This is a genomic window from Enterobacter sp. MG-EB028, from assembly GCF_056673305.1.
Genome location: NZ_CP195079.1, coordinates 2,155,706 through 2,180,529, shown reverse-complemented (window position 1 = coordinate 2,180,529; position 24,824 = coordinate 2,155,706). Strand labels below are relative to the sequence as shown.

General features: G+C 57.0%; 22 protein-coding genes and 1 pseudogene. 10 read left to right on the top strand and 13 right to left on the bottom strand.

From position 1 onward, the window contains the following. Positions 1-948 (bottom strand): zinc-dependent alcohol dehydrogenase family protein, encoded by a 948-nt coding sequence (locus ACR42C_RS10400; protein ID WP_479985089.1) that lies wholly within the window; start codon positions 946-948, stop codon positions 1-3. Between the two features lie 28 nt (positions 949-976). Further along, on the bottom strand, positions 977-2,002 hold the full coding sequence (locus ACR42C_RS10395; protein WP_163329107.1) for an LLM class flavin-dependent oxidoreductase: 1,026 nt from the start codon (positions 2,000-2,002) through the stop codon (positions 977-979). Between the two features lie 178 nt (positions 2,003-2,180). Between ACR42C_RS10395 and yajD the strand changes: the two genes are divergently transcribed. Further along, positions 2,181-2,528 (top strand): HNH nuclease YajD, encoded by a 348-nt coding sequence (gene yajD, locus ACR42C_RS10390; protein WP_003857471.1) that lies wholly within the window; start codon positions 2,181-2,183, stop codon positions 2,526-2,528. A 28-nt stretch (positions 2,529-2,556) separates the two neighbouring features. Here yajD and ACR42C_RS10385 read toward each other — a convergent pair whose 3' ends face one another. Continuing rightward, positions 2,557-3,342 (bottom strand): MipA/OmpV family protein, encoded by a 786-nt coding sequence (locus ACR42C_RS10385; protein WP_479985088.1) that lies wholly within the window; start codon positions 3,340-3,342, stop codon positions 2,557-2,559. Positions 3,343-3,466: 124 nt separating this feature from the next. Here ACR42C_RS10385 and ACR42C_RS10380 point away from each other — a divergent pair, with 124 nt between their 5' ends. From ACR42C_RS10380 to ACR42C_RS10365, 4 genes and pseudogenes are all read left to right on the top strand, one after another. Further along, positions 3,467-4,162, top strand: a complete 696-nt coding sequence (locus ACR42C_RS10380; RefSeq protein WP_163329103.1) for a response regulator — start codon at positions 3,467-3,469, stop codon at positions 4,160-4,162. Beyond that, positions 4,159-5,355 carry a sensor histidine kinase gene (locus ACR42C_RS10375; protein ID WP_192981456.1) on the top strand — a complete coding sequence of 399 codons (1,197 nt, stop codon included), beginning with the start codon at positions 4,159-4,161 and terminating at the stop codon, positions 5,353-5,355. Before ACR42C_RS10380 ends, ACR42C_RS10375 begins: the two co-directional genes overlap by 4 nt. Before the next feature lie 78 nt (positions 5,356-5,433). Beyond that, on the top strand, positions 5,434-6,591 hold the full coding sequence (locus ACR42C_RS10370) for an efflux RND transporter periplasmic adaptor subunit (RefSeq protein WP_479985087.1): 1,158 nt from the start codon (positions 5,434-5,436) through the stop codon (positions 6,589-6,591). Next, a pseudogene (locus ACR42C_RS10365) lies at positions 6,588-9,665 on the top strand (efflux RND transporter permease subunit). Before ACR42C_RS10370 ends, ACR42C_RS10365 begins: the two are co-directional and overlap by 4 nt. Positions 9,666-9,687: 22 nt before the next feature. On the opposite strand, the gene ACR42C_RS10360 reads toward ACR42C_RS10365, so the two are convergent. Further along, positions 9,688-10,455: an arylamine N-acetyltransferase family protein gene (locus ACR42C_RS10360; protein WP_233002437.1), complete on the bottom strand. Its 768-nt coding sequence runs from the start codon at positions 10,453-10,455 to the stop codon at positions 9,688-9,690. A gap of 96 nt (positions 10,456-10,551) precedes the next feature. On the opposite strand from ACR42C_RS10360, the gene ACR42C_RS10355 reads away from it, so the two are divergent. After that, a complete protein-coding gene (locus ACR42C_RS10355; protein ID WP_479985086.1) occupies positions 10,552-12,006 on the top strand; it encodes an aminotransferase-like domain-containing protein in 1,455 nt (484 codons plus the stop codon). Here ACR42C_RS10355 and ACR42C_RS10350 read toward each other — a convergent pair. Further along, a complete protein-coding gene (locus tag ACR42C_RS10350) occupies positions 11,978-12,862 on the bottom strand; it encodes a LysR family transcriptional regulator (protein ID WP_479985085.1) in 885 nt (294 codons plus the stop codon). The two genes, ACR42C_RS10355 and ACR42C_RS10350, sit on opposite strands and share 29 nt — an antisense overlap. Positions 12,863-12,997: 135 nt before the next feature. Here ACR42C_RS10350 and ACR42C_RS10345 point away from each other — a divergent pair, with 135 nt between their 5' ends. After that, positions 12,998-13,978, top strand: a complete 981-nt coding sequence (locus tag ACR42C_RS10345) for an NAD(P)H-dependent flavin oxidoreductase (RefSeq protein ID WP_479985084.1) — start codon at positions 12,998-13,000, stop codon at positions 13,976-13,978. Positions 13,979-14,019: 41 nt separating this feature from the next. Here the strand turns inward: ACR42C_RS10345 and ACR42C_RS10340 are convergent, their stop codons facing one another. Continuing rightward, the gene (locus ACR42C_RS10340; RefSeq protein ID WP_479985083.1) at positions 14,020-15,075 is read right to left on the bottom strand and encodes an SDR family oxidoreductase; all 1,056 of its coding nucleotides are present in this window, start codon (positions 15,073-15,075) and stop codon (positions 14,020-14,022) included. A gap of 97 nt (positions 15,076-15,172) precedes the next feature. Here ACR42C_RS10340 and ACR42C_RS10335 point away from each other — a divergent pair, with 97 nt between their 5' ends. Further along, a complete protein-coding gene (locus tag ACR42C_RS10335) occupies positions 15,173-16,069 on the top strand; it encodes a LysR family transcriptional regulator (protein WP_192981468.1) in 897 nt (298 codons plus the stop codon). A 7-nt stretch (positions 16,070-16,076) separates the two neighbouring features. On the opposite strand, the gene umuC is transcribed toward ACR42C_RS10335, so the two are convergent. Then, positions 16,077-17,339 carry a translesion error-prone DNA polymerase V subunit UmuC gene (umuC, locus tag ACR42C_RS10330; RefSeq protein ID WP_116340289.1) on the bottom strand — a complete coding sequence of 421 codons (1,263 nt, stop codon included), beginning with the start codon at positions 17,337-17,339 and terminating at the stop codon, positions 16,077-16,079. Next, on the bottom strand, positions 17,323-17,757 hold the full coding sequence (gene umuD, locus ACR42C_RS10325; RefSeq protein WP_116340291.1) for a translesion error-prone DNA polymerase V autoproteolytic subunit: 435 nt from the start codon (positions 17,755-17,757) through the stop codon (positions 17,323-17,325). Before umuD ends, umuC begins: the two co-directional genes overlap by 17 nt. Positions 17,758-18,068: 311 nt before the next feature. Here umuD and ACR42C_RS10320 point away from each other — a divergent pair, with 311 nt between their 5' ends. Continuing rightward, positions 18,069-18,269: a hypothetical protein gene (locus ACR42C_RS10320; protein ID WP_192981471.1), complete on the top strand. Its 201-nt coding sequence runs from the start codon at positions 18,069-18,071 to the stop codon at positions 18,267-18,269. 46 nt (positions 18,270-18,315) lie between these two features. Here ACR42C_RS10320 and ACR42C_RS10315 read toward each other — a convergent pair whose 3' ends face one another. After that, positions 18,316-19,182: an aldo/keto reductase family oxidoreductase gene (locus tag ACR42C_RS10315; RefSeq protein WP_028012953.1), complete on the bottom strand. Its 867-nt coding sequence runs from the start codon at positions 19,180-19,182 to the stop codon at positions 18,316-18,318. Positions 19,183-19,326: 144 nt separating this feature from the next. Between ACR42C_RS10315 and tcp the strand changes: the two genes are divergently transcribed. Beyond that, entirely contained in the window at positions 19,327-20,988 is a 1,662-nt protein-coding gene (gene tcp / locus ACR42C_RS10310) for a methyl-accepting chemotaxis citrate transducer (protein WP_116340293.1), read from the top strand. 27 nt (positions 20,989-21,015) lie between these two features. Here the strand turns inward: tcp and smrA are convergent, their stop codons facing one another. The 4 genes from smrA to ACR42C_RS10290 form a co-directional block, all read right to left on the bottom strand. After that, positions 21,016-21,579 (bottom strand): DNA endonuclease SmrA, encoded by a 564-nt coding sequence (smrA, locus tag ACR42C_RS10305; RefSeq protein WP_163329080.1) that lies wholly within the window; start codon positions 21,577-21,579, stop codon positions 21,016-21,018. A 366-nt stretch (positions 21,580-21,945) separates the two neighbouring features. Continuing rightward, positions 21,946-23,460, bottom strand: a complete 1,515-nt coding sequence (locus ACR42C_RS10300) for a glucosyltransferase domain-containing protein (protein WP_320719665.1) — start codon at positions 23,458-23,460, stop codon at positions 21,946-21,948. After that, entirely contained in the window at positions 23,444-24,382 is a 939-nt protein-coding gene (locus ACR42C_RS10295) for a glycosyltransferase family 2 protein (protein WP_269837395.1), read from the bottom strand. Before ACR42C_RS10295 ends, ACR42C_RS10300 begins: the two co-directional genes overlap by 17 nt. Before the next feature lie 2 nt (positions 24,383-24,384). Further along, a complete protein-coding gene (locus ACR42C_RS10290; protein ID WP_316379002.1) occupies positions 24,385-24,750 on the bottom strand; it encodes a GtrA family protein in 366 nt (121 codons plus the stop codon). Positions 24,751-24,824: the final 74 nt, after the last annotated feature.

Below are 24,824 nucleotides of genomic sequence, written 5' to 3'. Positions count from 1 at the left end.
TCATTCCGCCATCGACAGGAGGGGCTTGCTTGCCCTTCCGCCTTCACGATAAACCCTGAGCGCCTTCTGCCAGTCCGTCAGAGGGTATACCGTACCGGGGCTGTACTCGCTGGCGCGCATCCGGGGCCAGATTTGATCGAACTCCGCGCGCCACGCCTCAGCGCTGAGCCTGTCCAGATAGTTACGAATATGGAACCACGCCACGCGAGGCAGGGGCCGCTGCTGGCGGAAGGTCTGCCCGGAGAGCAGCCCATAGCAGACAAATATACCCTGCTCAGGCATCACGTTCAGGATCGCTTCCGCAAGCGCCCCGCCGGTTGCATCGTAAACGACGTCGGCACGCGAGGCGACGCTGGCGATCTTCTGCATGTCATGCTGTGCGACAGGAACAATCCCCATGGCCGCCAGCCGCTCAGCGTGAACGGGCGAACGATGAATACCGTACACCGCGTCAGCCCCCGCCAGACGCGCCCACTGCCCGAGCAGAACGGCGCAATCCGAACCGGCGGCCGTGAGCATCACCCGCTTTCCCTGCGGTGGATAGTGGGTCAGCATCATCTGCGCCGCCAGAGGATTGATATAGGCCCGCGCGGCCAGGCATGAATCGAGATCGTCCGGAACGGGGATAGCATACTCTGCCGGGCAATCGACATAGCGCTGCCAGGTGCCCTGCCCGCGCAGCGGCAGAACGCGTTTACCCTCCAGATGCGCAAACGACGCGGGCGCCTGAATGACAACGCCGACGCCTTCATACCCCGCGACGGCGGGTAACGGAGTCCTGTGGCGATAGGCGCCGGTCATGGGAATGAGATCGGACGCGTTCACCGGCGCAAACAGCATTCGCACGCGGAGGTGTTCCGGTGCAAGCGCGCCCGGCGACGCGGTTTCAGGTTGCAGAACAGATTCTGGCTCGCCAAAACGGCGATACCAGAGGGCCAGATTTTCCATTACGATCTCACGGCTGACGGCGGAATACCTAATCGCGCCAGCCCATTGCCGGTGCGACATGTTTGAGAATGGACTCAATCACGTGCGCATTGTAATCCACACCAAGCTGGTTCGGTACGGTCAGTAATAATGTATCAGCCTCGGCAATCGCCTCGTCCTTTTTCAACTGCTCTATCAGCTTGTCAGGCTCTGCGGCATAGCTGCGTCCGAAGATCGCGCGCGTTTTCTCATCAAGATACCCCACGCTGTCGCTGTCGTTGCGGCTGGCGCCGAAGTACATCCGGTCGCGGTCGTCCATCAGGGCAAAAATACTGCGGCTGACCGAGACGCGCGGCTCACGCGCATGCCCGGCCTCTTGCCAGGCCTGGCGGTACGCGCGGATCTGTTTTGCCTGTTGAATATGGAACGGCTCGCCGGTTTCATCGTCTTTCAGGGTTGAGCTTTGCAGGTTCATTCCCAGCTTTGCGGCCCATACGGCCGTCGCATTCGAACCGGCACCCCACCAGATACGCTCCCGCAAACCTTCTGAATAAGGCTCCAGGCGCAGCAGCCCCGGAGGATTCGGGAACATCGGCTGTGGATTCGGCTTTGCAAACCCTTCGCCGCGCAGTACCTCAAGCAGCACCTCGGTATGACGGCGCGCCATGTCCGCTTCGTTTTCCCCTTCCTGCGGGACATAGCCGAAATGACGCCAGCCATCAATGACCTGCTCCGGGGAGCCCCGGCTGATGCCAAGCTGCAAACGACCGCCGGAAATCAGATCCGCCGCGCCCGCATCTTCAGCCATGTACATCGGATTTTCATAGCGCATATCAATCACGCCGGTACCGATTTCGATGGTTTTCGTTTTGGCGCCGATTGCGGCCAGCAGGGGGAACGGCGAGCTAAGCTGTCGGGCAAAGTGGTGCACGCGGAAATACGCACCGTCTGCCCCCAGCTCTTCGGCCGCCACGGCCAGGTCGATGGACTGCAGCAGCGTATCTGCCGCCGAACGCGTGCCGGACTGCGGAGAAGGCGTCCAGTGACCAAATGATAAAAACCCGATCTTTTTCATAACAGTGTGTCCTGATAATGCATTGCGTTCTCTCTACTTTACGCATTACCCGGTGAGAATAAATGCCGTTTATTTAACGGAAAGCGTCAAATAAATTGACGGAATTGAGCGGTTCGTCATTCCGCTTCATAATGGGATATAATATCCCCCACTTTTTACATGGCAGGTAAAACCGGCAATGGCTCTGATCCCTAAAAACTACGCGCGACTGGAAAGCGGCTATCGCGAAAAAGCATTAAAAATCTATCCCTGGGTCTGCGGACGCTGCTCGCGGGAGTTCGTCTATTCCAACCTGCGTGAATTGACGGTTCACCATATCGATCACGACCATACCAACAACCCGGAAGACGGCAGCAACTGGGAGCTGCTGTGCCTGTTTTGCCACGATCACGAACATTCGAAATACACCGAAGCGGATCAGTACGGCACCACTGTGGTCGCCGGTGAAGACGCCCAAAAAGACGTGGGCGTCGCCACGTTTAACCCGTTTGCCGATTTAAAAGCGATGATGGATAAGAAGAAATAATCCCCTCGCCCACATCGCGCTCCGCGAATTAGAATGTCCAGGTGATAGCGGCGGTTGCAGACCCCTCATTGCGCCGTATCACAATCGGGCTATCATTGGCATGGTCGCCAAGCCAGGTATAGTCCGCACTCAGCACCGTCCCCCAGTGGGCATCGAACTGATGGCTCCAGGTCAGACTGGTTTCGACGCCATAAAATCCACCCGGCGCTGAATAGCGGCGATATCCGCTGCGGCGGCTCTGCTGCTCGCTGACCCCATACCAGGTATTCAGATAATGGCTGTCGCCAAACAGGGCCGCAGACTGAAAGGCGACCGTATCCTGGTTATTTTGTACGGGGACTAGCGTCACGGAGGCCTGATAGCTGGCCCCCTGGCTGTCCGTTAAAGGCAGCGTCGCTTTCCCCTCCACACTCAGCCAGGGCGCGGCCTGCCAGCCCACTGCAAGGCCGGTATTCAGGGTGGTATCAATGTCCCCCATCCCTTTCAGATTGTTTGCGCCCTCACGCCAGCCAGAATTTTTCTCAGCCCTTCCGAAGTCATAGCCCAGCGTGTGTTCGAAGTACCAACCGCTGTCGTTTTGCAGGTCATATCCCACCCCTTTTTGCGCATCAATAAAGAAAGCGCCTTTACGACCCTGCAGCACCGGAACCACCTGCCACACCTGCTTGTCTGAGCCTGAGTAACGCGGGGCATACTGCCCTCCCAGCCCGACGGTTAAGGAATCGGACGCGGAGCCATCATCCGCCTGCACGCCAGACGTCACGACCATCAGAAGCGGGACGGACATATACAGGACTTTTTTTATCGCTATCATACTGCTCTCCATACAGACGCTGGCGTCACCTGATACAGGGGCGGCCACATAATGTTGGCGCAGTATGATTTGGCTGAATCAATGAATCGTCGGGATAGTGTTAAGAAATGGTCAAGGTGAACGGATGTTGTCCAGAAGAGTGCTGATTATTGAAGATGACGCCGATGCGGCTGGCGTGCTCGAAGCCTATTTACGGCGTGAAAATTACGACGTGACCATTACCGGAGACGGTCTTTCCGGGCTGGATATGGCGCAGCGGTGGAAGCCCGACCTCATCCTGCTGGACGTGATGCTGCCGGGGCTTAACGGCACCGAGGTGCTGGCTGGTCTGCGCCGTAAAAGCGATGTGCCGGTGATTATGGTCACGGCCATGGGGGATACCCCCGACCGCATTGGGGCCCTGCGGTACGGTGCCGATGATTACGTTGTGAAGCCTTATCATCCGGGGGAAGTGGTGGCTCGGGTACAGGCGGTGCTGCGGCGCAGCAGTAAAAAAGAGACAGACGAAGCGATCCTTCGCTGGCAAACGCTGGAGGTGGATGTGGGCGCCATTGTGGCGAGCGTGGATAACGGCGGCGACGCGCCTGTGATGCTCGATCTTACGCCAACGGAATTCTCGATTCTGGCAACGCTGCTGCGTTCTCCTGCGCACCCGTTCTCCCGCCAGTATTTACTGGAACACTGCTTGCCGGAAAGCGAGGCGCTGGAGCGCGTGGTGGACACCCATATTTATAACCTGCGTAAAAAACTCGAAGTGGCGGGTATTTCCGGCGTGCTGATCAACGTTCGCGGCGTGGGTTACAGGTTCAGACAGCCATGATAAAAAACCGGCACTCGTCTCTGTGGCGCTGGATTTGCGCCCGCATCTTAGCGCTGGCCATCGGCAGCGTGATCGTCATTGCCACCTGCATGTGGCTACGTTATGCGGTGCAGAACTACTGGATAATGGGCAAAATGCCAGCGGCGGTCCGGCAGGAGTTTCTTACGCTCAGCCAGAACCCGCAGGCCAATCCGGCCCGCTTCCACACGATTGTGGACACCTGGTGGGGCCTGAGCTACTCCACGCCGTCTATCGCCTCAGCCGACTGGGTCACGGTGGCCCTGCTGGTGCTGGTAATGATCCCGTTTATTGTGGTGATGGGGCTAAAACACGCCCGGCCGCTGGCGCAGCAGTTCAGCCGCCTTCGCGATGCAGCAAAGGATGTCGCCGACGGGCAGTTTGGCCGTCAGGCAGAGCTCATCAAGGATGCACCGGCGGAAATGGTCAGCTTTGCGACCGATTTTAACTCCATGACGGGGCAACTCGCCCGCTATGAAAAAGAGCTCCGCGCCTCACACGTCGCGATGGCGCACGAGCTGCGCTCGCCCCTGACGGCCGCCATTGGGCGTCTGCAAGGCATGTTAGACGGCGTGTTTGATGCCAGCCCGGCGCAGCTGGGCATGGTGATGAAACAGCTCCAGCACCTCAACCGCCTCACCGATGAGCTCCACCTTCTCTCGTTGGCCGACGCGGGTAACCTTGTGCTGGAGGACCAGCCGTTCTGTCTGGATGAGCTGATTCAGGAGCGGGCAGCCTGGATCATGCCCCAGGCTGATGCGCATAATTTCCGGATAATCCTTCGTAACCCGCGTACCTGCCCCTTCAGAGGCGATGCGTTCCGCCTGGGACAGGTCGTTACTATCCTCATGGAAAATGCGCTACGTTACGGACGCGATGGCGGCCACCTTGAGGTGGCACTGTACTACGCCCGCGGGCATTACACCCTTGAATTTACCGATGACGGGCCGGGCGTATCGCCCCAGTTTTTACCGGAAATGTTTAAACGTTTTAGCCGCGAGGAGCAGTCCCGCGCGCGGCATTCCGGCGGCAGCGGCCTCGGCTTGTCCATCGCACGGGCGATTTGTCAGGCGCATGGGGGTGAGATTAGCGCGTCATTACCGGAAACCGGCGGCCTCGCCGTGCGCATTTTGCTGCCCTGGCATCCGTCCGATAATGAAAATCGCCACTCTTGATAAAGCCTTGACAGAACATCGAATCTTTCTCGACGTAGCGCGCATTTAATAACGCCATTCCCTTTATGGAGCGGCGTTATGTCAGACGAATTTTTTCTCTCCCTCCGCCACTGCCTGCATCATTTGTACGGCGTGGCGCGCACCCTTTCCTGGCTGCATTTTCTTCCCCTGGCCCTGCTTGCGCTGGCGATTTTTCCGCTGACCGGCTGTGGTGATAAACACGAAAATAAGCCCGTTCCTGCACGGGCGGTACGCTACGTCGTCGTTGGCACCGATCAAACCCTTCCCGCGCTGGAAAGAACCGGTGAGATCCATGCCCACGATGAAACGACCCTGAGCTTTCGTACCGGGGGTCGGATACTGACGCGCAGCGTTGATAGCGTTGATATTGGCGACCGGGTCACTGCCGGACAACTGCTGGCCACGCTTGACAATACGACCGGGCAGAATCAGCTCGACAGCGCTGAGGCCGACTATGAAGGCGCCAAAGCCTCCGCGCAGGTCGCCGCGCTTAACGTCAGTCGAATGCAAAAACTCATGCCAACGGGGGCAATAGCCCGCACGCAGCTCGACAGCGCCCGTGCGGACTGGCTTGTCGCCCGCGCGCGCTTAAAAAGCAGCGAGGCCGCGCGGCGAAATGCCCGCGAAAGCCTCGGCTGGACGCGCCTGATCGCGCCACAAGCGGGCATCATCACGGCCGTGAACGCCTCTGCGGGACAGGTTGTCAGCGACGGTCAGTCCGTGCTGACGCTGGCGACCGGGGAAGAACGCGATGTGATGTTTGATATTGCCACTCCCGATGCGTTCCCGCCTCTTGATAAGGCGGTGTTGCGGGTTTCCCTTCTCAGCGACCCGTCAGTACAGGCGTCTGCCGTGCTGCGGGATATCACCCCGCAGGCCGATCCTCAGACCCGCACCTGGCGCGTCAGAGCCACCCTGCAAAACCCGCCGTCGGCCATGGCGCTGGGTGCCAGCGTTACCGTCACGTTGCCATCGTCAGCCCCGCACGGGTACACCCTTCCCGCATCCGCGCTGACCCGTGCCGGCGACAAACCGGCGGTTTTTGTGATTACCCCGCAGTCGCGGGCGCAGCTGCGCGTGGTGGTACCCGCGAGCTATACGGCTACCTCCGTCATCATCGCCTCCGGCCTTGAGCCCGGCGATCGGGTGATTACCGCGGGCGTGAGCACATTGCGGTCCGACGAGCCGGTGATGGCCGGAGAGGTTCAGCCATGAACACAGGACAGGAAGCCAAATTTAACCTCTCCGCCTGGGCGCTGAAGAACCAGCAGATGGTCAGCTTTTTTATGCTGCTGGTGATTGCGATGGGCGTGTTCTGCTATGAGAAGTTGCCGCGTAACGAAGATCCGGCTTTTACCATTAAAACGGCCGTCGTCTCCGCGCAGTGGCCGGGAGCATCCGTGGCGGATACCACCCGCCTGCTGACCGATACGCTTGAAAAAAAGCTGCAGGAACCCCCCTGGCTGGACTATCTCGAAAGTGAAACCCGGGCCGGACGCACCGTTATCCATGTCAACCTCCGTGACGATACGCCCCCGCAAAGCGTGCCGGACATCTGGTATCAGGTTCGCAAAAAAATGCAGGACATCGCGCCGTCCCTGCCTGAAGGGGTGCAGGTTCCTGCCGTGGACGACGAATTTGACGACACGTTCGGCACAATTTATGCCTTTATTCCCGAAGGTTTCACCCTGCGGGAGGTGCGGGATCGCGTAGAGACCTTGCGACGCGAGCTTATGTCCCTGCCGGATATGGGCAAAACCACCCTGCTGGGCGAACAGCAGGAGCAGTGGGTTCTCGCCTTTTCTCCGGCACGCCTGGCCGGGATGGGGCTCGATATTCAGGCGGTCGCCGACGCCCTCCGGGCGCAGAACGCGGTTGTCCCGGCAGGCACTATGCGTACCGGGCAGGAGAACATGGCGATAAAAGTCAGCGGGGCGCTCACGACCGAAGAGAGTTTACGGGCCGTCACACTGCACGTGAATAATCGCTATATTCCGCTGACCGACATTGCCACCGTCACCCGGGAAATCGCCGAGCCACCGGCCCCGGCCTACCGGGTGAACGGCAAACCGGCTATCGGGCTGGCGGTGTCGATGGCGCCAACGGGCAACATGCTGCGTTTCGGTGCTGCGCTGAACGCCAGAATGGCGGCCCTCAGCGCCGGGCTGCCGCACGGTATCGAGATGGTGAAAGTCGCCGATCAGTCAGCGGTGGTCAGTGACGCGGTAAGTGGGTTTATCCGGGTGCTTATCGAAGCCGTTATTATCGTGCTGGCGGTTTCATTTGTCTCACTGGGTTTACGGGCCGGGCTGGTGGTGGCGACGGCCATCCCGCTGGTGCTCGCCATGACGTTTGCCAGCATGATGTTCGCCGGCATTGGCCTTCAGCGCATCTCGCTCGGGGCGCTGATTATTGCCCTGGGCCTGCTGGTGGATGACGCCATGATCGCCGTCGAAACGATGGTCTCCCGGCTGGAAGCGGGGGATTCCCGTCGGCATGCGGCCACCCATGCATTCAAAACGACGGCCTTCCCGATGCTCACCGGTACCCTGGTGATGATTGCCGGTTTTATTCCCGTTGGTTTTGCGGCCTCCAGCGCCGGTGAATACTGTTTTTCCCTGTTTGCCGTGGTGCTCATTGCCCTGCTCTGTTCCTGGGCTGTCGCGATCCTGTTTTCGCCGCTGACGGGTACGTGGCTGCTGCCGGAAAAAGTCAGACATCACGCGGCGGGCCCCGGAAGGATCGCGCGCGGGTACGGACGGCTTTTACGCCTGGCACTGCGCCACCGGCTCGCTACCGTGCTGATTGCGCTTTCCGCGCTGGGGTTGTCAGCGTACGGCACGACATTTATGCAGGGCGAGTTCTTCCCCGCCTCGGACCGGCCTGAGCTGCTGGTCAGCCTGACGCTTCCGGCCAACGCGTCGCAGGCGGAAACGCTAAGAGAGGTGGAAAAGCTGGAAAAGGCGCTGGCAGGCAACGGCAACATCAATCGCTATTCGACGTACGTCGGGTCCGGCGCCATCCGTTTTTACCTGCCGATGGACGTGCTGCTGGAAAATGAAAATATCGCCCAGATGGTTGTGGTGGCTAAGGATCTTGAGGCGCGGGATCGTCTGCATGAGCAGCTCAACAGGCTCCTGGCGACGCAGTTTAGCGATATCATCACGCGCGTGTCGCCCCTTGAGCTGGGGCCCCCCGTCGGCTGGCCAATCAAATACCGGGTGAGCGGGCCTGACTATCTGCAGGTTCGGGCGTTTGCGAACCGTCTCACGGACGCGATTGGGCAGTCCCCGTTCTCACGCGACGTTAACCAGACGGCCGGAGAGCCGGAGAGGGTCATAACCCTTGAGGTGAATCAGACGGCGGCCAGGGCGGCGGGAATATCATCAGAGAGCCTCGCCCGCACGCTGAATACCGTCTGGTCCGGCAGCGTTGTCACGTCTATCAGGGATAACGACCGCCTTGTCGACGTGGTGCTCCGGGCCACGGACGATGCACGTCACAGCACCGCCACCCTCTCCTCGCTCACGATCCAGGGGAATGACGGTAAATAAATTCCGCTCAGCGCCGTCGCGACGCCGGTCTGGGGCGTGGACGATCCGGTCATCTGGCGTCGGCAACGCGTGCCCTTTATCACGGTGCAAACGGATCTTGCCCCGGGGCTGAAGGCTGAAGCGGTATCTGCAGCGCTGCGTCCGGCGGTCGATAAACTGCGCGCTAGCCTGCCGGCAGGTTACAGCATTGAAGAAGGCGGCGCGGTTGCCGAATCGGATAAGGGGAACAGCTCCGTCTTCACCGTTCTTCCGGTGACGCTGGTCATCATGCTGTTGCTGCTGATGCTTCAGTTGCGGCGATATTCCCGGATGCTGCTGGCACTCCTGATGGCCCCGTTTGGTTTACCGGGGATCGTGCTGGCTATGCTGCCCGGCGGAACGCCGATGGGGTTTGTCGCGCTGCTGGGCGTCATCGCACTGGCGGGGATGATCGTGCGTAACGCGGTGATATTGATTAGCGAGGTTGACAGCAATCTTGCTCAGGGGATGACAAACGATGCCGCGATTATGGCGGCTGCGGAACACCGGGCCAGGCCCATCTGTCTGACCGCCTGTGCCGCCATTCTGGGCATGATCCCCATTTCTCACCAGGTATTCTGGGGCCCAATGGCCTATGCCATTATCGGCGGGCTGCTGTCCGCGACGCTGGTGACGCTGACCGTGTTACCCACGTCGTTTAGCCTGCTGTTACAGTGGGGAGCTCAGCGCAACGCCACAGAAGACGGACTGCGCTGAGGCTCCACCGTTTCCCGGCTGATTACGCGGCGGTCAGCGCAAAACGGTCTTTCAGGACCTGGTGGATTTCCTCCTCCGCCAGTTGCCGCGTTTCAGTGCCGTTCGCCGTGATGGTTTTCAGCACATCGCCCAGTAAAATCAGGCGTCCTTCCGGGCGATGCTGCACCACCACCCGCTTCTGCACAAAGATCGCATCCGGGTGCGTGGAGTTAAGGTAGTTGGCCGGAACAAAATCAATCCATTCCTGAGGCGTGAGATCAAAGCCATACTGCCGGGCCCATTCTCCCTCCACCTTCGCCTCAAGCAGATATTCGCCCTCCGCGCTGCGGCTTAGTCGAAACGTGTCGAAATCCTGCGTGATATCCACATCAAGCGTGTCCAGCGCCATCGGCGCACGAATACCGTAGCTGCCAAACCCGAGGTCGCAAAGCCACAGTCGGCTATCTACCTCAGCGATGAGCGCCATATGGGTTTTAGGTCGCCGCACGGGGTAGAACATCGGCCGCGCCGCCACGAAACGGTAAGGTATCCCTAACGCCGCCAGCGCCATGGCAAAAAGCCCGTTCACCTCATAGCAGTAGCCGCCGCGCCCCTGCGTTAACACCTTATCGGCAATGTCGTCTGGCGCCAGCGAGACAATTTTACCCGCCTGCACGTCCAGATTCTCAAAGGGAACGGAAAAGAGCTGATGGCGCATCAGCGCATGCAGGGTGGCCGTATCGGCAGCCGCCGGTCCGGTGTAGTTTATGCGTTTGAAATAGGTGGAAATGTTGAAATTATCGCTGTGCATAATGCCTCCTTGTCCTGAACATGCCGGACACTATAGATGGCGTGCATCATTGGCTGTATAGTCAGTTTTATCGAAAATTAGCCTGAACAGATCCCCATGTCCGCCCCGTCCCAGTCGTCCCCACACTATCGCCGAATTGCTGAGATGCTGCGCCTCACGCTGACCTCTGGCGCGCTGCGCGCCGGTGACAGGATGATCTCCGCACGTAAACTGGCCGAGCGCGAGCACGTTAGCCTTCCGACGGCGCTGGAGGCCCTTCGCTGCCTTGAGGCTGAAGGGCTGATTGTTGCGCGCCCGCGTTCAGGTTATTACATCCGCCAGACCAGCCTGCCTCCGCGCGTGGAGCCCGCACGTTCCTCACCTGGCCCGGTTCCCGTCACCATGTCCGCCGTGGCCCGGTCGCTGTTCAGCAGTGCAGAAGCCAGGCTGATCCCGCTGGGCGCCGCCCTGCCCGATCCCGCGTGGCTGCCGGGAGATGCGCTGCAGCGGGCTCTGCACTCTGCGGGTCGTCGTCTGGACGCGCATGGACAGAGCTACAGCCTGCCTCCGGGAAGAGGGGATTTGCGAAGTAAGATTGCCGCGCGTTCTGCACAGTGGGGAGCCCGGTTCGGCGCAGACGATCTGATTATTACCGCAGGTGCGACGCAGGCGCTGCGCCTGGCCCTTCGGGCCGTGTGTCAGCCAGGTGATGTCGTGGCGATTGAGGAGCCCGCCTACTTTGGCACGCTCCTGCTGCTGGAGGATTTAGGCCTGAAGGCCTTAGCGATCCCCACCGACCCTGTCGAAGGCCTGCTGCTGGAACCGCTGGCAGACGCCATTCGCTGCCACCGCCCTGCTGCCGTTCTGGCCTCGCCCACCGTGCAAAACCCGTTGGGTGCCAGCATGCCCGTCGCGCGCAAGCAGGAACTGGTTGCCCTGCTTGAAGAGGCAGAAATTCCTTTGATTGAGGATGATGTTTACGGTGACCTGGTCGGCGAGGGGCAACGTCCTCCGGCCTGCAAGGCGTTCGACCAGAGCGGGAATGTGATTTACTGCAGTTCCCTGTCAAAAACGCTTGCGCCTGGCTGGCGAATCGGCTGGATTGCCGCCGGACGCTACCACCCGCAGGTCTTACAGGCCCGCATGGCCGGAGACTGGGCCGGCACGCCGCTGCTGGAAGCCGCAACCAGCGAGATGCTGGCAAGCGGCGACTACGATCGCCATCTCCGGAGGCTAAAGCGCCGGGTCGCAGAGGGGATCCACGCCGTTGTCGCGCGGGTCGAGGCCAGCTTCCCACCCGGCACGCGCGTTAGCGTACCCGCAGCCGGTTTCCTGCTGTGGGTAGAACTGCCTCAGCAGGTCAGCGCGCTGGAGGTGCACCGTCGCGCGCTGGCGCTGGGCATCGGCGTCAGCCCTGGCCCCCTGTTTTCCCCGACCGCAGAGTTAACGCATTTTCTGCGGCTGAACTGCGCAAACGAACCCACGCCCCGCCTGCTGAACGCCGTGGACCAGATTGGCGCGCTGTGTCACGAGCTGGCCGCTTTCACACCAGAGTCTCCAGCCACTCGGTAAAGACCCGCACCTTGCGGGAGAGGTGACGGTGTGGATAGAGCAGCGACAGCTTGCGGTCCGGCGAGCGATAGTCTGGCAAGACTTCAACCAGAAGACCGCGGTCAATGTAAGGCTGGAGAAAAAGATTCATCCCCTGCATTAACCCCAGCCCGGCAAGGCCTGCCGCAATGTAGGCTTCGGAGTTATCCACGACAAGCTTACCGGGCAGGGTAATCTCCGCGATGCCTTCCGGCGTGGTAAACGTCCACGGCTGAATGTGTCTGCTGCGGTTATTAATCCAGTTGATGGCCTGATGTTTGCGTAAATCATCCGGCGTTTCTGGCGTACCGTGTTTTGCCAGCCAGGCCGGGCTGGCGCAGGTCGTGATGTTGATGTTCCCGATTTTACGCGCGATATACTCGCCGTCCTCCAGCTCTCCCACCCGCAGCACGCAGTCAAGGCCGTCCCTGAGCATATCCCGACGGCGGTCAGAGCTGCTCAGAATGATGTCGATTTCAGGATGCTGCCGATAAAAATCAGGCAGATGAGGGATCACCCGCAGCGTGGCAAAAGAGACCGGCATATCCACACGCAGCTGACCGTGTATTGCCCGGTCCGTACCAAACGACTCCAGTAATTCGTCCGCCTGCGCCAGCAGAGGTTTACTCCGGCGATAAAACGCATCGCCATCCGGCGTCAGACTGATTCGACGCGTTGTTCGCTGCAGCAAACGCGTGCCGCTGTGCTGCTCCAGAAGCTGTAACGCTTTGGTGACCGCCGGGCGATGGACCTGCAGATTTTCCGCAGCCTGGGTCAGGCTCCCCGACTCGACAATTTCAATAAAAATTCGAATAGCTTCAAAGAGGTTTATTTGCATAAGGGATGCTTTTGCCGCGATCAGAATAACGTTATTGTTATTAATTTTATAACAGTGATGAATTTTTTTGGCTATTTTTCCTAACAATCCTGCGCCCTACACTCTTCCCCATTCAAACGTAAGGGAGAGTCTGCTATGAAAAATAACCGTATTTGTCAGATCCTGGGTATCGAAAAACCTGTTATTCAGGGGCCGTTATCCTGGCTCACGGATGCCCGCCTGGTCGCCGCGGTCAGCAATGCCGGCGGGCTCGGCGTGCTGGGGCCCAATGCCGGTTTAACCGCCGACACGGCGGTCTCCACGCCGGAAGAGACCGCCGAAAAAATGCGCGAAGAAATTCGTAAAACCAAACGGCTGACCGAAAAACCGTTTGGCGTGAACCTGATCCCCACGGCCGTTAATGACGTCTGGACTGGGCCTATTCTTCAGGTGGTGAAAGACGAAGGCGTCAGGGCCGTGGTGTATACGGGCTACGGGGAAGGCAGCATTATTCCCGCGCTGTTCAGCGAGTTAAAAGAGGCGGGTATCGCCATTATCTACCGCGACATCAATCCAACGCCGGAGAACACCCGCCTCGCAGAAGACATGGGGGCTGACATTATCGTTGCTACCGGTTTTGATGAGGGCGGAACGTTACCCGCAACGGTGCTTGGCACCTTTTCCATCGTGCCGCTGATTGCCGATGCCGTGAAGCACATCCCGGTGATGGCCGCGGGCGGCATTACCGATAATCGCACCGCCAGAGCGGCCCATGCATTAGGCGCGGAAGGCGTGTTTGCCGGGTCGGTCTTTATCAGCACGGAAGAAAGCCGCGTGCCGCAGGGAGTCAAAGAGAAAATTGTTGCTGCCAACGGTCTCGATTTGCTGCTTTTCCGCACCGTGCCCCACTACTACCGCGCTCTTCCCGGCAAGCTGGCGGAAAAACTGGCGTCGATGGATAAAGCAGGCGCAAGCAACGAAGCGCTGGGCAAGGCGATGGGAGGATTACGGGGTCTGCGCCTGGGCATGCTGGAAGATAATACTGATGAAGGCTATATCGCGCTCGGCACGGGGATTGGGAACATCCGCAGCGTGAAAAGCGTGGCCGAGGTTGTTAATGCCTTAACGGTTGAGTAAACCCCCCGGCGTCCTGGCTTGCACCTGGACGCCCAGATTTATCAGGGAATAATCCGCGCCGCTCTCAGCTGCGCGAACAGGCTGAAAAACATCTCATCCGTCGCCTGCATCCGCGTGAAGCCCGACCGCCGCAGCTTGCTCCCGTCACCAAACATGTCGTAGTTCCAGCTGAAGACGAAATCGGCAAACTGCCCATCGCTCAGCTGCAAAATATCCGCTTCTACCAGCCCTTCCCCGGCAAGATCGCGCCATACGCCGCGATAGTCCGTAAACAACTGGTGAAACGACAACCTCACCGGCGGCGCAGAGTCCAGTTCAAACCAGCGGGCAATGCGCGGCCACAGCTCGCTCCAGCGCCAGATATCGCCATTATTCACGTTGAACGCCTGATTATGTGCCGCCGGTGACGTGGCCGCCCACAGCGTGGCCTCGGCCAGCAGTCCGGCATCGGTATAATCCACAATGCTGTGCCAGGTCTGTTCCGAACCGGGAAAACGCAGCGGTAACCCCAGCGCCTTACACAAAGAGGCATACAGGGCGATACTCAGCGCAAGGTTCATGGTATTACCGGGCACCGCACTGCCCACCACGCCCGGCCGAATGGCATTCCAGTGCCAGCGTTTCCCCTGCTGAAACTGGCTGAGCCACGCGAGCTGCGCGGCGTTAAATTCGGCACCGGGCACGCCAGGATCGCTTTCGCGAGCCGGAGTTTTAAACGGCCCCAGGTGTGCGCCATACACTTTGTAGCCTTGCATCAGGCTGACCGTCTGCAAAGGTGCCGTTTCTTCGAGGGTGCTGACCAGGTTACGCAGCATAGTGACGTTCGGCTCAACCATCTCTGTCCAGTTCGCGGCGTTCACCCAGGCGCTGTAAAAGAGATGGGTAACCCTGCTCAGCGATTGCAGCGCCCGCTCGCTGTCCTTAGCATCCAGCAAATCGACGTTCACCACTGGAATACCGTCAGGATGGGATAATGCCTGACGGCTCAGGCCGATCGCTTCCCATCCATTGTGCAGAAGCGTTTTAACAAGCTGTCTGCCGACAATTCCGCTCGCGCCCGCGACCAGGGCGACATTTTTTTGCTGCATCTTATCCATCGTGTTTCTCCAGAAAGGGTGACAGATGCAGTGTCATATATTATTTTTTTAGTGAATACCCCCTCCATCCGATATCACTTATCAGAAAAACCATTAAATGAATAATAAGCTCAACGCCATTTCCACCTTTCTTTGCGTCGCGGATGCAGGCTCTTTTTCTGCCGCAGCCCGTCGGAGCGGGATGAAGCAGTCCGCCGTCAGCCAGCAGATCGCCGCCCTTGAACAAGAACTGGGCGTGGTGTTACTGCACCGAACAACGCGTGCAATGAAGCTGACCGAACAGGGAGAACGTTACCGCCGCGACATGCAGCTGCTGCTGGACGCCATGCGGGAAGCGGAGGGACGGCTGGCGCCGGTCGATCATCAATTTCAGGGAAGCGTTCATGTCCAGCTGCCGAGCGGCCTGGGGCAGATCGTCTTACCACATCTACTGGAGCTGCAGCGCCTGCATCCAGAATTACATCTCAGGCTTTCTCTTGATGACCGCCTTGCAGACCTGGTGACGGAGGGCGTGGACGTCGCGATTAGGCTGGGCAGTGAGCCCCCGCAGGCGCATGCGGCCCGCGTGCTGGCGCGTATTGAAAGCGCGCTGTTCGCCGCCCCCGGCTTTCAGGCGGTGCACGACGTTAGCGAGCTGACCACGCTGCCCCACGTGCGCTTTAGCGGCATCCCGCTGGATGCCCCCCTGCGGCTCATCACGGATGAAGAAGCGATCGAAGTAAAAGTGAATACCGTTTTCCGCGCCAACACCAGCGACGCGCTGCTAAGGGCGCTGGAGGCGGGCATCGGTATCGGCGGTATGCAGCGACCGCTTGCGGCCAGGGCGCTGAAAACCGGCACGCTGGTGCCGGTATTGCCCGACTGGCGGTTGCCCGATCGCGTTCTCTATGCCGTCTATCCTGACGCCCGCTTTATTCCGCAACGCGTGCGAAGCGTCGTAGGTGTGATTGAGCAATTGCTGATTGAGATCGCGGAGCACGCCCCCGCAAAATAACCGCCTCCTACCGCGCCACCGGTAAATCCGCGTACCGCGTTGTATAAGCCGGCGACAGCATCTCACGCTTCATCGCCCAGGATTTCTCAATCCCCTGCCCGGCAAACCATATCTTCCCTTTGCCGGAGTGATTCAGGCTGTCGATCGTCTCCATCAGCGCCGCGCTGTTGGCGCTCGGGCGGTTATCGTCAAACAAGTTAAGCTGAGCGACGCCGCTGCTGAAAAAGTCCGCCAGCATGACCCCGGCTTTCATATAGCGATACCCGTCAAGCCAGATACGCCCCAGCGCCTCCGTGGCGGCGCGGATGATATCACGCGAGTCATTGGTGGGCGTCATCAGGGTGACGGAAGCCTGATTGCCGTAATAAATTTCGTTGTCCGCGTGCGGGCTGGTGCGTACAAACACGCTGATAAAACGACAGTATTGATGCTCGCCGCGCAGTTTCTCTGCTGCGCGTTCCGCATAGGCGCAAATGGCCTGGTGCATCTCCTCGTACTGCGTAATACGATGTCCAAACGAGCGGCTACAGATAATTTGCTGCTTCGTAGGGGTAAACTCTTCCAGATCGAGGCAGGGCTCACCGCGAAGCTCGCGTGCCGTGCGCTCCATAACCACGTTAAAATGTTTGCGGATGACCCAGGATGACGCTTCCGCCAGCTCCAGCGCCGTGGTAATCCCCATCGCGTTGAGCTTTTTCGTGATGCGTCGTCCTACTCCCCACACCTCCTCCACCGGAACCTTTGCCAGCAGCTTACGCTGCCGTTCACGATCCGAGAGATCGACCACGCCCCCGGTGGCTGACCACCGCTTCGCCGCATAGTTGGCCAGCTTCGCCAGCGTTTTGGTCGGCGCAATCCCGACGCCAACGGTTAAGCCAGTGTTTTTGAAGACCTGCGTACGCATCTGATGACCGAATGCTTCCAGCGACAGGCAGTTGCTGACACCCGAAACGTTCACAAATGCTTCATCAATGGAGTAGATCTCAATGGCCGGCGCGAGATCGGTCAGCGTTTGCATCACCCGGCTGCTGAGGTCGGCATACAGCGCATAGTTCGAGCTAAAGACGTAAACCCGCGACGGATAACCCTTCTCTTTGAATTTAAAATAGGGCTCCCCCATTTTTATGCCGAACTGCTTTGCCTCTCGCGACAACGAAATAATGCAGCCGTCGTTATTGGACACCACCACGATGGGTTTACCCACCAGATCGGGGCGAAACACCCTCTCGCAGGAGGCATAGAAACTATTCACATCAACCAGCGCGAACATGTTTATGCGTTTTAAGCGTATGAGTGACGACACCGAAGATTTGCAGCTCCTCTTCGGACTGAAAGGCGATCGGCTGATAGCGGGCATTACGCGGCAACAGTCGCAGAACCGGACGGGTCTGTAGCTCTTTCACCGTGAACTCACCGGCGACCGACGCCACAACGATATCCCCATGTTCAGCATTCAACGAACGGTCGACCACCAGCAGATCGCCGTCGCTAATCCCCGCGTCGATCATGGAGTCCCCGCTCACTTTGATAAAGTAAGTCGCACTGGGGTGCCTGACTGCCAGCCGGTTAAGATCGAGACGATCCTCCACATAATCCTGCGCAGGGCTTGGGAAGCCACAGGCAACGCGCTCAAGATAGAGAGGTAATTCAATAGGTTGTTTTGGATGATAAGAAAAGAGAGTGTCCATAAATGCCTTTCTCGCCAGATACTGTATATAAACACAGTATTACGGATTCCGGCACAGGATCAAGGTCATTTCCGACAAAGACCGCAAACGCCTTGAAGTTTGAGCGGATTTAATTCAGCAACCTCTTGTGCGGGCGGTCGCAGATGGGTTAAACAGAAGTCATAAGAAAGTCATTCAAACACTTTAAAATCACTTTAAGTGAAAAACGAAAGATCGACAAATCACTACAGAAACACTATCAATTGACTTTTATATAAGAGTGACGCATATTTTAGGGCACGAATTATCAAGACTTTTGGAGGACGTTTTCTATGCCAGCCCGTGACTATCCCGACAAGCGAGTTGCCCGTGGTTTAGCAAAGGAGGCCGATCTCAGGATGTTGAGCGCCCGCATTGAGCCTGAGCTGATGGAATACATCAGAATCACCGCCTTTGAGACGCGTAAAAGCAAGCAGGAGATTGTGGCAGAAGCGTTAGCGCTTCACAGACAGCAAAGTCAATGCGGAGTCTGATCGGGCAAAGTCTGGAGGTGTCCTTCCGGCTTTGCCCATGCCGTGATTAACCCATCAGAGCATTCAGTTTTTCAAGTGCTTCAGGCGGCAATTGCACCTCTCCCGCCGCAAGGTTTTGCCGCAGATGCGCCACGGATGAAGTACCGGGGATCAGCAGGATGTTCGGCGACCGTTGCAACAGCCATGCAAGCGCAACCTGCATCGCCGTTGCGCCCAGGGAATCCGCGACGGCCTGCAGGCCGGTAGATTGCAGTGGCGTAAAGCCTCCCAGTGGGAAGAACGGCACATACGCAATCCCCTGCTGCGCCAGTAAATCTACCAGCGCATCGTCGCCGCGGTTCACAATGTTGTACATGTTCTGCACGCAGACGACCTGCACCATCTTCCGCGCTTCCGCCACCTGCGTGGCCGTGACGTTACTCAGGCCAATGTGGCGCACCAGGCCTTGCTGCTGTAATTCTGCGAGGGTGGAAAGCGGTTCAGCAATCGATCCCTCCGCAGGGCCGTGTGCGCTAAACATGATCCGCAGATTCACCACGTCCAGCACATCCAGCTTCAGATTACGCAGGTTGTCATGCACCGCCTGAGTCAGTTCCTGCGCGGAAAAAGCGGGCAGCCAGGCCCCTTTGTCATCACGGCGGGCGCCGATCTTGGTGACGAGGGTGAGATCGTCCCGGTAAGGATGAAGCGCCTCGCGGATCAGCTGGTTCGTCACATGCGGACCATAAAAATCGCTGGTATCAATATGGTTCACGCCCGCCGCCACGGCTTCGCGCAGCACGTCCAACGCGGCTTGTTTATCCTTCGGCGGGCCAAACACGCCCGGCCCGGCAAGCTGCATCGCCCCGTAGCCCAGTCGTTTAACCGTTCGCGTTCCGAGCGCGTACGTCCCGCTTTTATCAATGCTGCTCATATTAACCTTCCTCATCAAAATGATCCGGATTTACAACAGGTTCCTGACCGAAGCCCTAAGTTAAGCGCGAGTTAAATTAAAGTTTAAATTCTATACGACGATAGTATTGGTGTACCTCTGCATCTTTTCTAACGGACGACCGCTATGCTGAAAAATCTGCACGTGATTACCGGAATTATCTTTGCCCTCACCATATTCTGTCTGCTGCAAGTTGTCACGGGAGGGTTGTTCTACTCTGCCGTCAGCAACGATCGCCATAACTTCCAGAACTCCGGCGTGCTGAATGCCCAGCAGGAAAGCCTGAGCGACAGCGTGAACACGCTGGTGAAAACGCGCGTCACCGTCACCCGCGTGGCAATTCGCTACCTGAAAAACCAGCGCGATCCGGCATCCCTTGCCGCAATTAACAAACTGCTCGGCACCGCAGGCGACTCTCTGGCTAAAGCGGAAACCTATAACAAAGAATGGCAGAAAATGCCGCAGGTTAACGGCCAGAATGCGGCGTTAACCGACGAGATGCAGAAATCCTGGAATCAGATGCATGAAGTGATGCGTTTGTCGATTGAGTATCTGCGTGCCGACAACTATCAGGCCTATGGCGATCTGGACGCTCAGCAGGCTCAGGACGATATGGAAGCGGTCTACAACCGCTGGCGCGCCGAAAACAACACGCTGCTGAAAGCGGCAACCGAAGAGAACCAGAGCAGCTTCACCCAGATGCAGTGGACGCTGGCAGCTATTTTCCTGGCCGTTATTGCCGTTCTGGTGGTGATCTGGCAGGGTTTACAGCACCTGCTGTTAAAACCGCTCAACGCCATCATGAATCATATTCGCGCCATTGCCGGAGGCGACCTGACGCAGAATATCGCCCTCTCTGGCCGCAATGAAATGGGTCAGCTGGCCGCCGGCCTGCATGAGATGCAGCAATCGCTGGTAACCACCGTCAGCGCCGTGCGCGGCAGCACCGATTCCATCTACACCGGCGCGGGTGAAATTGCCGCAGGGAGCAACGATCTCTCCGCCCGCACCGAAGAGCAGGCTGCCTCGCTCGAAGAAACTGCCGCCAGCATGGAAGAGCTGACCGCGACGGTTAAACAGAACTCCGATAACGCCCGTCAGGCGACGTTGCTGGCGAAGAACGCCTCTGAAACAGCGGCTCGCGGCGGCCACGTCGTGGATAACGTGGTTCGCACCATGAACGAAATTGCCAACAGTTCGCAGCAAATCGCCCATATTACCGGCGTGATTGATAGCATTGCGTTCCAGACCAACATTCTGGCGCTTAACGCCGCGGTGGAAGCCGCGCGCGCCGGCGAGCAAGGCCGCGGGTTTGCGGTTGTCGCCGGTGAAGTCCGTACGCTGGCCAGCCGCAGCGCGCAGGCGGCGAAAGAGATTAAAGGGCTTATCGAGAACTCCGTCAGCCGGGTGAACACCGGTTCTGAGCAGGTCAGCGAGGCTGGCACCACCATGAAGGAGATTGTCGCCGCCGTCACCCGCGTGACCGATATCATGGGCGAGATTTCGTCCGCGTCCGACGAGCAGAGCCGCGGTATTGAGCAGGTGAGCCTCGCCGTGTCGCAGATGGACAGCGTGACGCAGCAAAACGCCGCGCTGGTGCAGCAGTCCGCCACGGCGGCAGCGGCGCTGGAAGACCAGTCCGAACAGCTGCGCCAGGCCGTGGCCGCGTTTCGCCTGAACGGTAAAGTCAACGCCACCGCCCCGCGCCCGGCCAACGTTAAAACGCCGCAGCTGCTGCGTCCGGCAACGGCAACCGCCACCCCCGACAGTAACTGGGAAACGTTTTAAGCCTCAGACGGGCGAAGATATCGCCCGCTAGCGGCTGCGCTTGGCGTGCCGCTCCCAGTTGTCCTGTTTTGCTTCATCGGATTTTCGCAGGGAAACATAGCATGCCCCGCTGCCGCCGTGATGCGGCAGCGCCACGCAGAAAGCCTGCACTTCCTCGAACTCGGTTAACCAGCGAGCAAGATAGCTGCGCACCACATTAGGGTGCGAATTCTGCTCGCGCCCTTTCCCGTGAATGACGATCAGGTTACGTAGTCCGTCACGACTGGCCTGACGAATAAAGGAATACAGCATCTGGCGGCAGCGTTCAGCAGGCTGGCGCAACAGATTCAGGCTGGCCTGTCGGGAGTATTTACCCGAACGCAGCTTATCAATAACGCCCTGCTGAACGCCTTCGCGCTGAAAAGCCAGCTGCTCGTCAAGGGGCAATAGCTCAAGGAAACCCAGGGTCAGAAAGTTGTCGAGCTGTTCGGTATCGATGTCCTGGCGAGCCCGGGTATTACGGCTTTGCTGCCAGTGGATATCGGTGCAGCGCTTCAGGGGCTGGACATCCTCCATGGCGTCAAGAAAAAGAGATTTGTCGTCAGGGTTCATGGAAATCCTCCGGCTACATCTGAGAGACGTACTATACCCATAGAGGATAACGGGCTCAATGACAAACGGGTACATGGAGAAGAGCGGTTTAATTACCGGGGAAGCCATATTTTAAAAGCGCTAAACATATTTGCGGAATGATTATCTTTAACAAGGCTTAACTAAAATTTTACGACACTTAAAATTCAAATTTAAGTTAAAATTTTGTGAATTCAATCAGTAAACACGCTGTCATTTTCCGGCGCGTATGCTATATATAAAAAACCTGCTGTAAGGGAAAAAAGCAAAGTGGGCTTGCGAAAGGAAGCACTGCTGTGTGTTCATGGGCCTGACGATGTCGGCAGGCCCAGTTTTTTTCGCTGCTATTTATAACGATTTATTGCATGCTGTTTTGTCAAAGTCTACGTAGCGTACATCCCCCTTGACATACATGGTAAATTCTTGCCTGACCAGTTTGTCTTTCCACTGACAGAAAGAACCATCATTTTTTACTTTTTTGATAAGTATATCTCTATTGTATAACTGCGCCTGGCGGGTTGGCCAGATACTGGCATTTAAAATAAAGGTATTATGCAAAATATATTTTGTATAGGGGAAATTAGCGCGAACGTTGCTCGCCTGACGTAGCCAGACACGATCTTTCGCGTAATATGGTGCAACCAAAAATATTTTCTCAGGCAATGTATCATTGACCGGGTAGTTTAAAATTACGTCAAGCAACCGATCTTCATACTGATATTGTGCCAGAATAGCGCCGGTAATCGCCGCATTAAGGCTTGCCATCAACGTAAAGAAAATTACCCAGCCCACGCAAAGATATTTAAGCATTATCTTCGGCAGATAAAGCAATGGGAAGAACCAAATAAGCATCACGAACTGGTTCCCCGCCATCGCCCTTCCCGCATAAAGAGGAGCACGCAACAGTGCCTGGGGCAGCAACGCCATCAGCAGTCCAAGCACGCAGGATAACAAATAGATCGTTAGACAGAGCCATCTGTTACGCTGAATACGCGTTGCCGCCACGATCACACCCGCGATGGAAAACATAAATAATATGATGAGAACCACTCCGGCCGTACCGTAAAATGGCGAAAAAAACACATCCAGAAGATACCGGAGATGAGTAGAAACCTGCGCAGGGAAAATAATACTCAGCGTCAGCATTTTGCTGTGAATTAATACGTACTCCCTTAGCGGCAGCAGCAGAATAAATACTTTATACGTAACAAATCCAGCAAATAACGTAATGATGACATTCCCGGCGTGCTGCCGCGTGGCAAGACTTAAGGTTCCGGTGTCAAAAAACTCTTTTAACAGAAAAACCGCGATAATCAAAAACGGGGCAACCAGGAAAAGCTGATAAAAACAGAGAGAAAGAAAATAGCAGCCATAGAAGAACAGATAGCCGCGCCAGTTACGTTTACCAATAAATGGAAGCGCAGTCAGAAGCAATGCGGCTCCCATTGACACTGAGTCAAAGCTGTACTGGATACAATGAATAAACCAGGGAGAGAAGACGACCGTCAGGCAGACCAGAAAACCGCTCCATGTCGCTTCCTTGATGATTCTTTGATAGACAATCCACGCTACGCTCGCCACGCACATAGCGCTAATGAGTTTGGTTAACGGTGCAAGGTTAATAGCCACAACGTCGGTTGAACGACCGATCCACCCGGAGAGCAAGCGAATGAGGATTTCCGCGGCCGGACGACCGCTGTCAGCATATTCACCTAAACCTGTGAATTCGTACCTGCCGTAACCTAATGCATTACGCCCAATATCATCATTGAACAGATAGGTTTGGCTCAGAGCGGGGAAAAAATAAATAAAAGCACAAAGTGCGAATAACCCCAACATTGCCGCATTATTTTTTAACATCATCACACCCTTCACTTCCTTGCTTAAGAATATAACGCGGGCGACCTTTTACCTCGATAAAAATCCTGCCGATATATTCACCCAGTACACCAATACTGACTAGCTGCACGCCGCCAATAAATAAAATCGCCACCATTAATGATGGATAGCCTGGGACATCATTTCCCCAGATGAGTTTATCGATAATCATCCATAGAGCGTAAGTCATAGAAAGGGTGGCGATAAAAAAACCCAGGTAAGTCCATAGCTGGAGCGGAAAAATGGAAAATGAGGTAATGCCTTCCACCGCCAGCCTCCATAATTTCCAACCGTTGAATTTGCTGATCCCCGTACGGCGGGGATCACGGGAATAAGCCACAACCGTGGTTTTTCCTCCTGTCCACGAAAGCAAGCCTTTCATAAAAAGCGTTCTTTCTGGTAATTGAAGAATCGCGTTTACCGTCTCACGTGACAGGAGCCTGAAATCGCCAACGTTCTCCACAATGCCTGGTGAGCTAATTTGATTATGTGCTCGATAAAACCACTGTGCCGTTTTTCGTTTTAGCCAGGTATCACATCGGCGATCGATGCGCTGGGCAAGCACGGTATCAAACCCGTCCTGCCAGCGCGAAATAAGCGCAGGTATGACGTGAACAGGATCCTGTAAATCTACATCAACAGGGATCACCGCGTCGCCCGTTGCCGCCCGCAACCCGGCCAACAGTGCAGCCTCTTTGCCAAAGTTACGGCTAAACTCGACAAGACGAACGCTGCCGGGAAACGTTTCCCGGCGGATCGCCTGGACAGTATTATCGCGACTACCGTCGTCGACAAAAATCAGTTCAAGCGAGTAATGAGCCAGGAGGGGCTCGCATCGCAGCGCGTTGAAAAACAGTGGAATAGCCTGTTCCTCATTAAAAACGGGAATCACAAGTGAGATAACCATATTCAATCCCTGAATATAAAACGTTTAGAAAGTAAAAAGCCGAGCACCATGCTGACAGAAGAGAACGTGAGTAACGTGAATAAAGCGGGAAGTCCGGCAACCTCCGCCAGCTTGCCCGTCAACCACGCCAGACACGCCATCGCCATGACAAAAAGCAGATATTTATGTAAGGTCCTTTTTTTTTTGAACGTCCAGGTAGCGTTAGCAACAAAACTAAATGATGCCGCAACAAAAAAAGCAGTTACGTTAGCCAGGCTTTGCGAAAATGAAAATAAAAAAAAGGTCAGGAGAAATACAGCGGCATGAATAGCGGTATTCAGCACACCGACGGAGACAAACCGAATGAATAAATATAAGGACGCACGCATAATTAATCCCAGACACAATTATCCATAGTATATGCTAACGCCTTCGGAAATTATTCCTCCTGCATGTAAATATA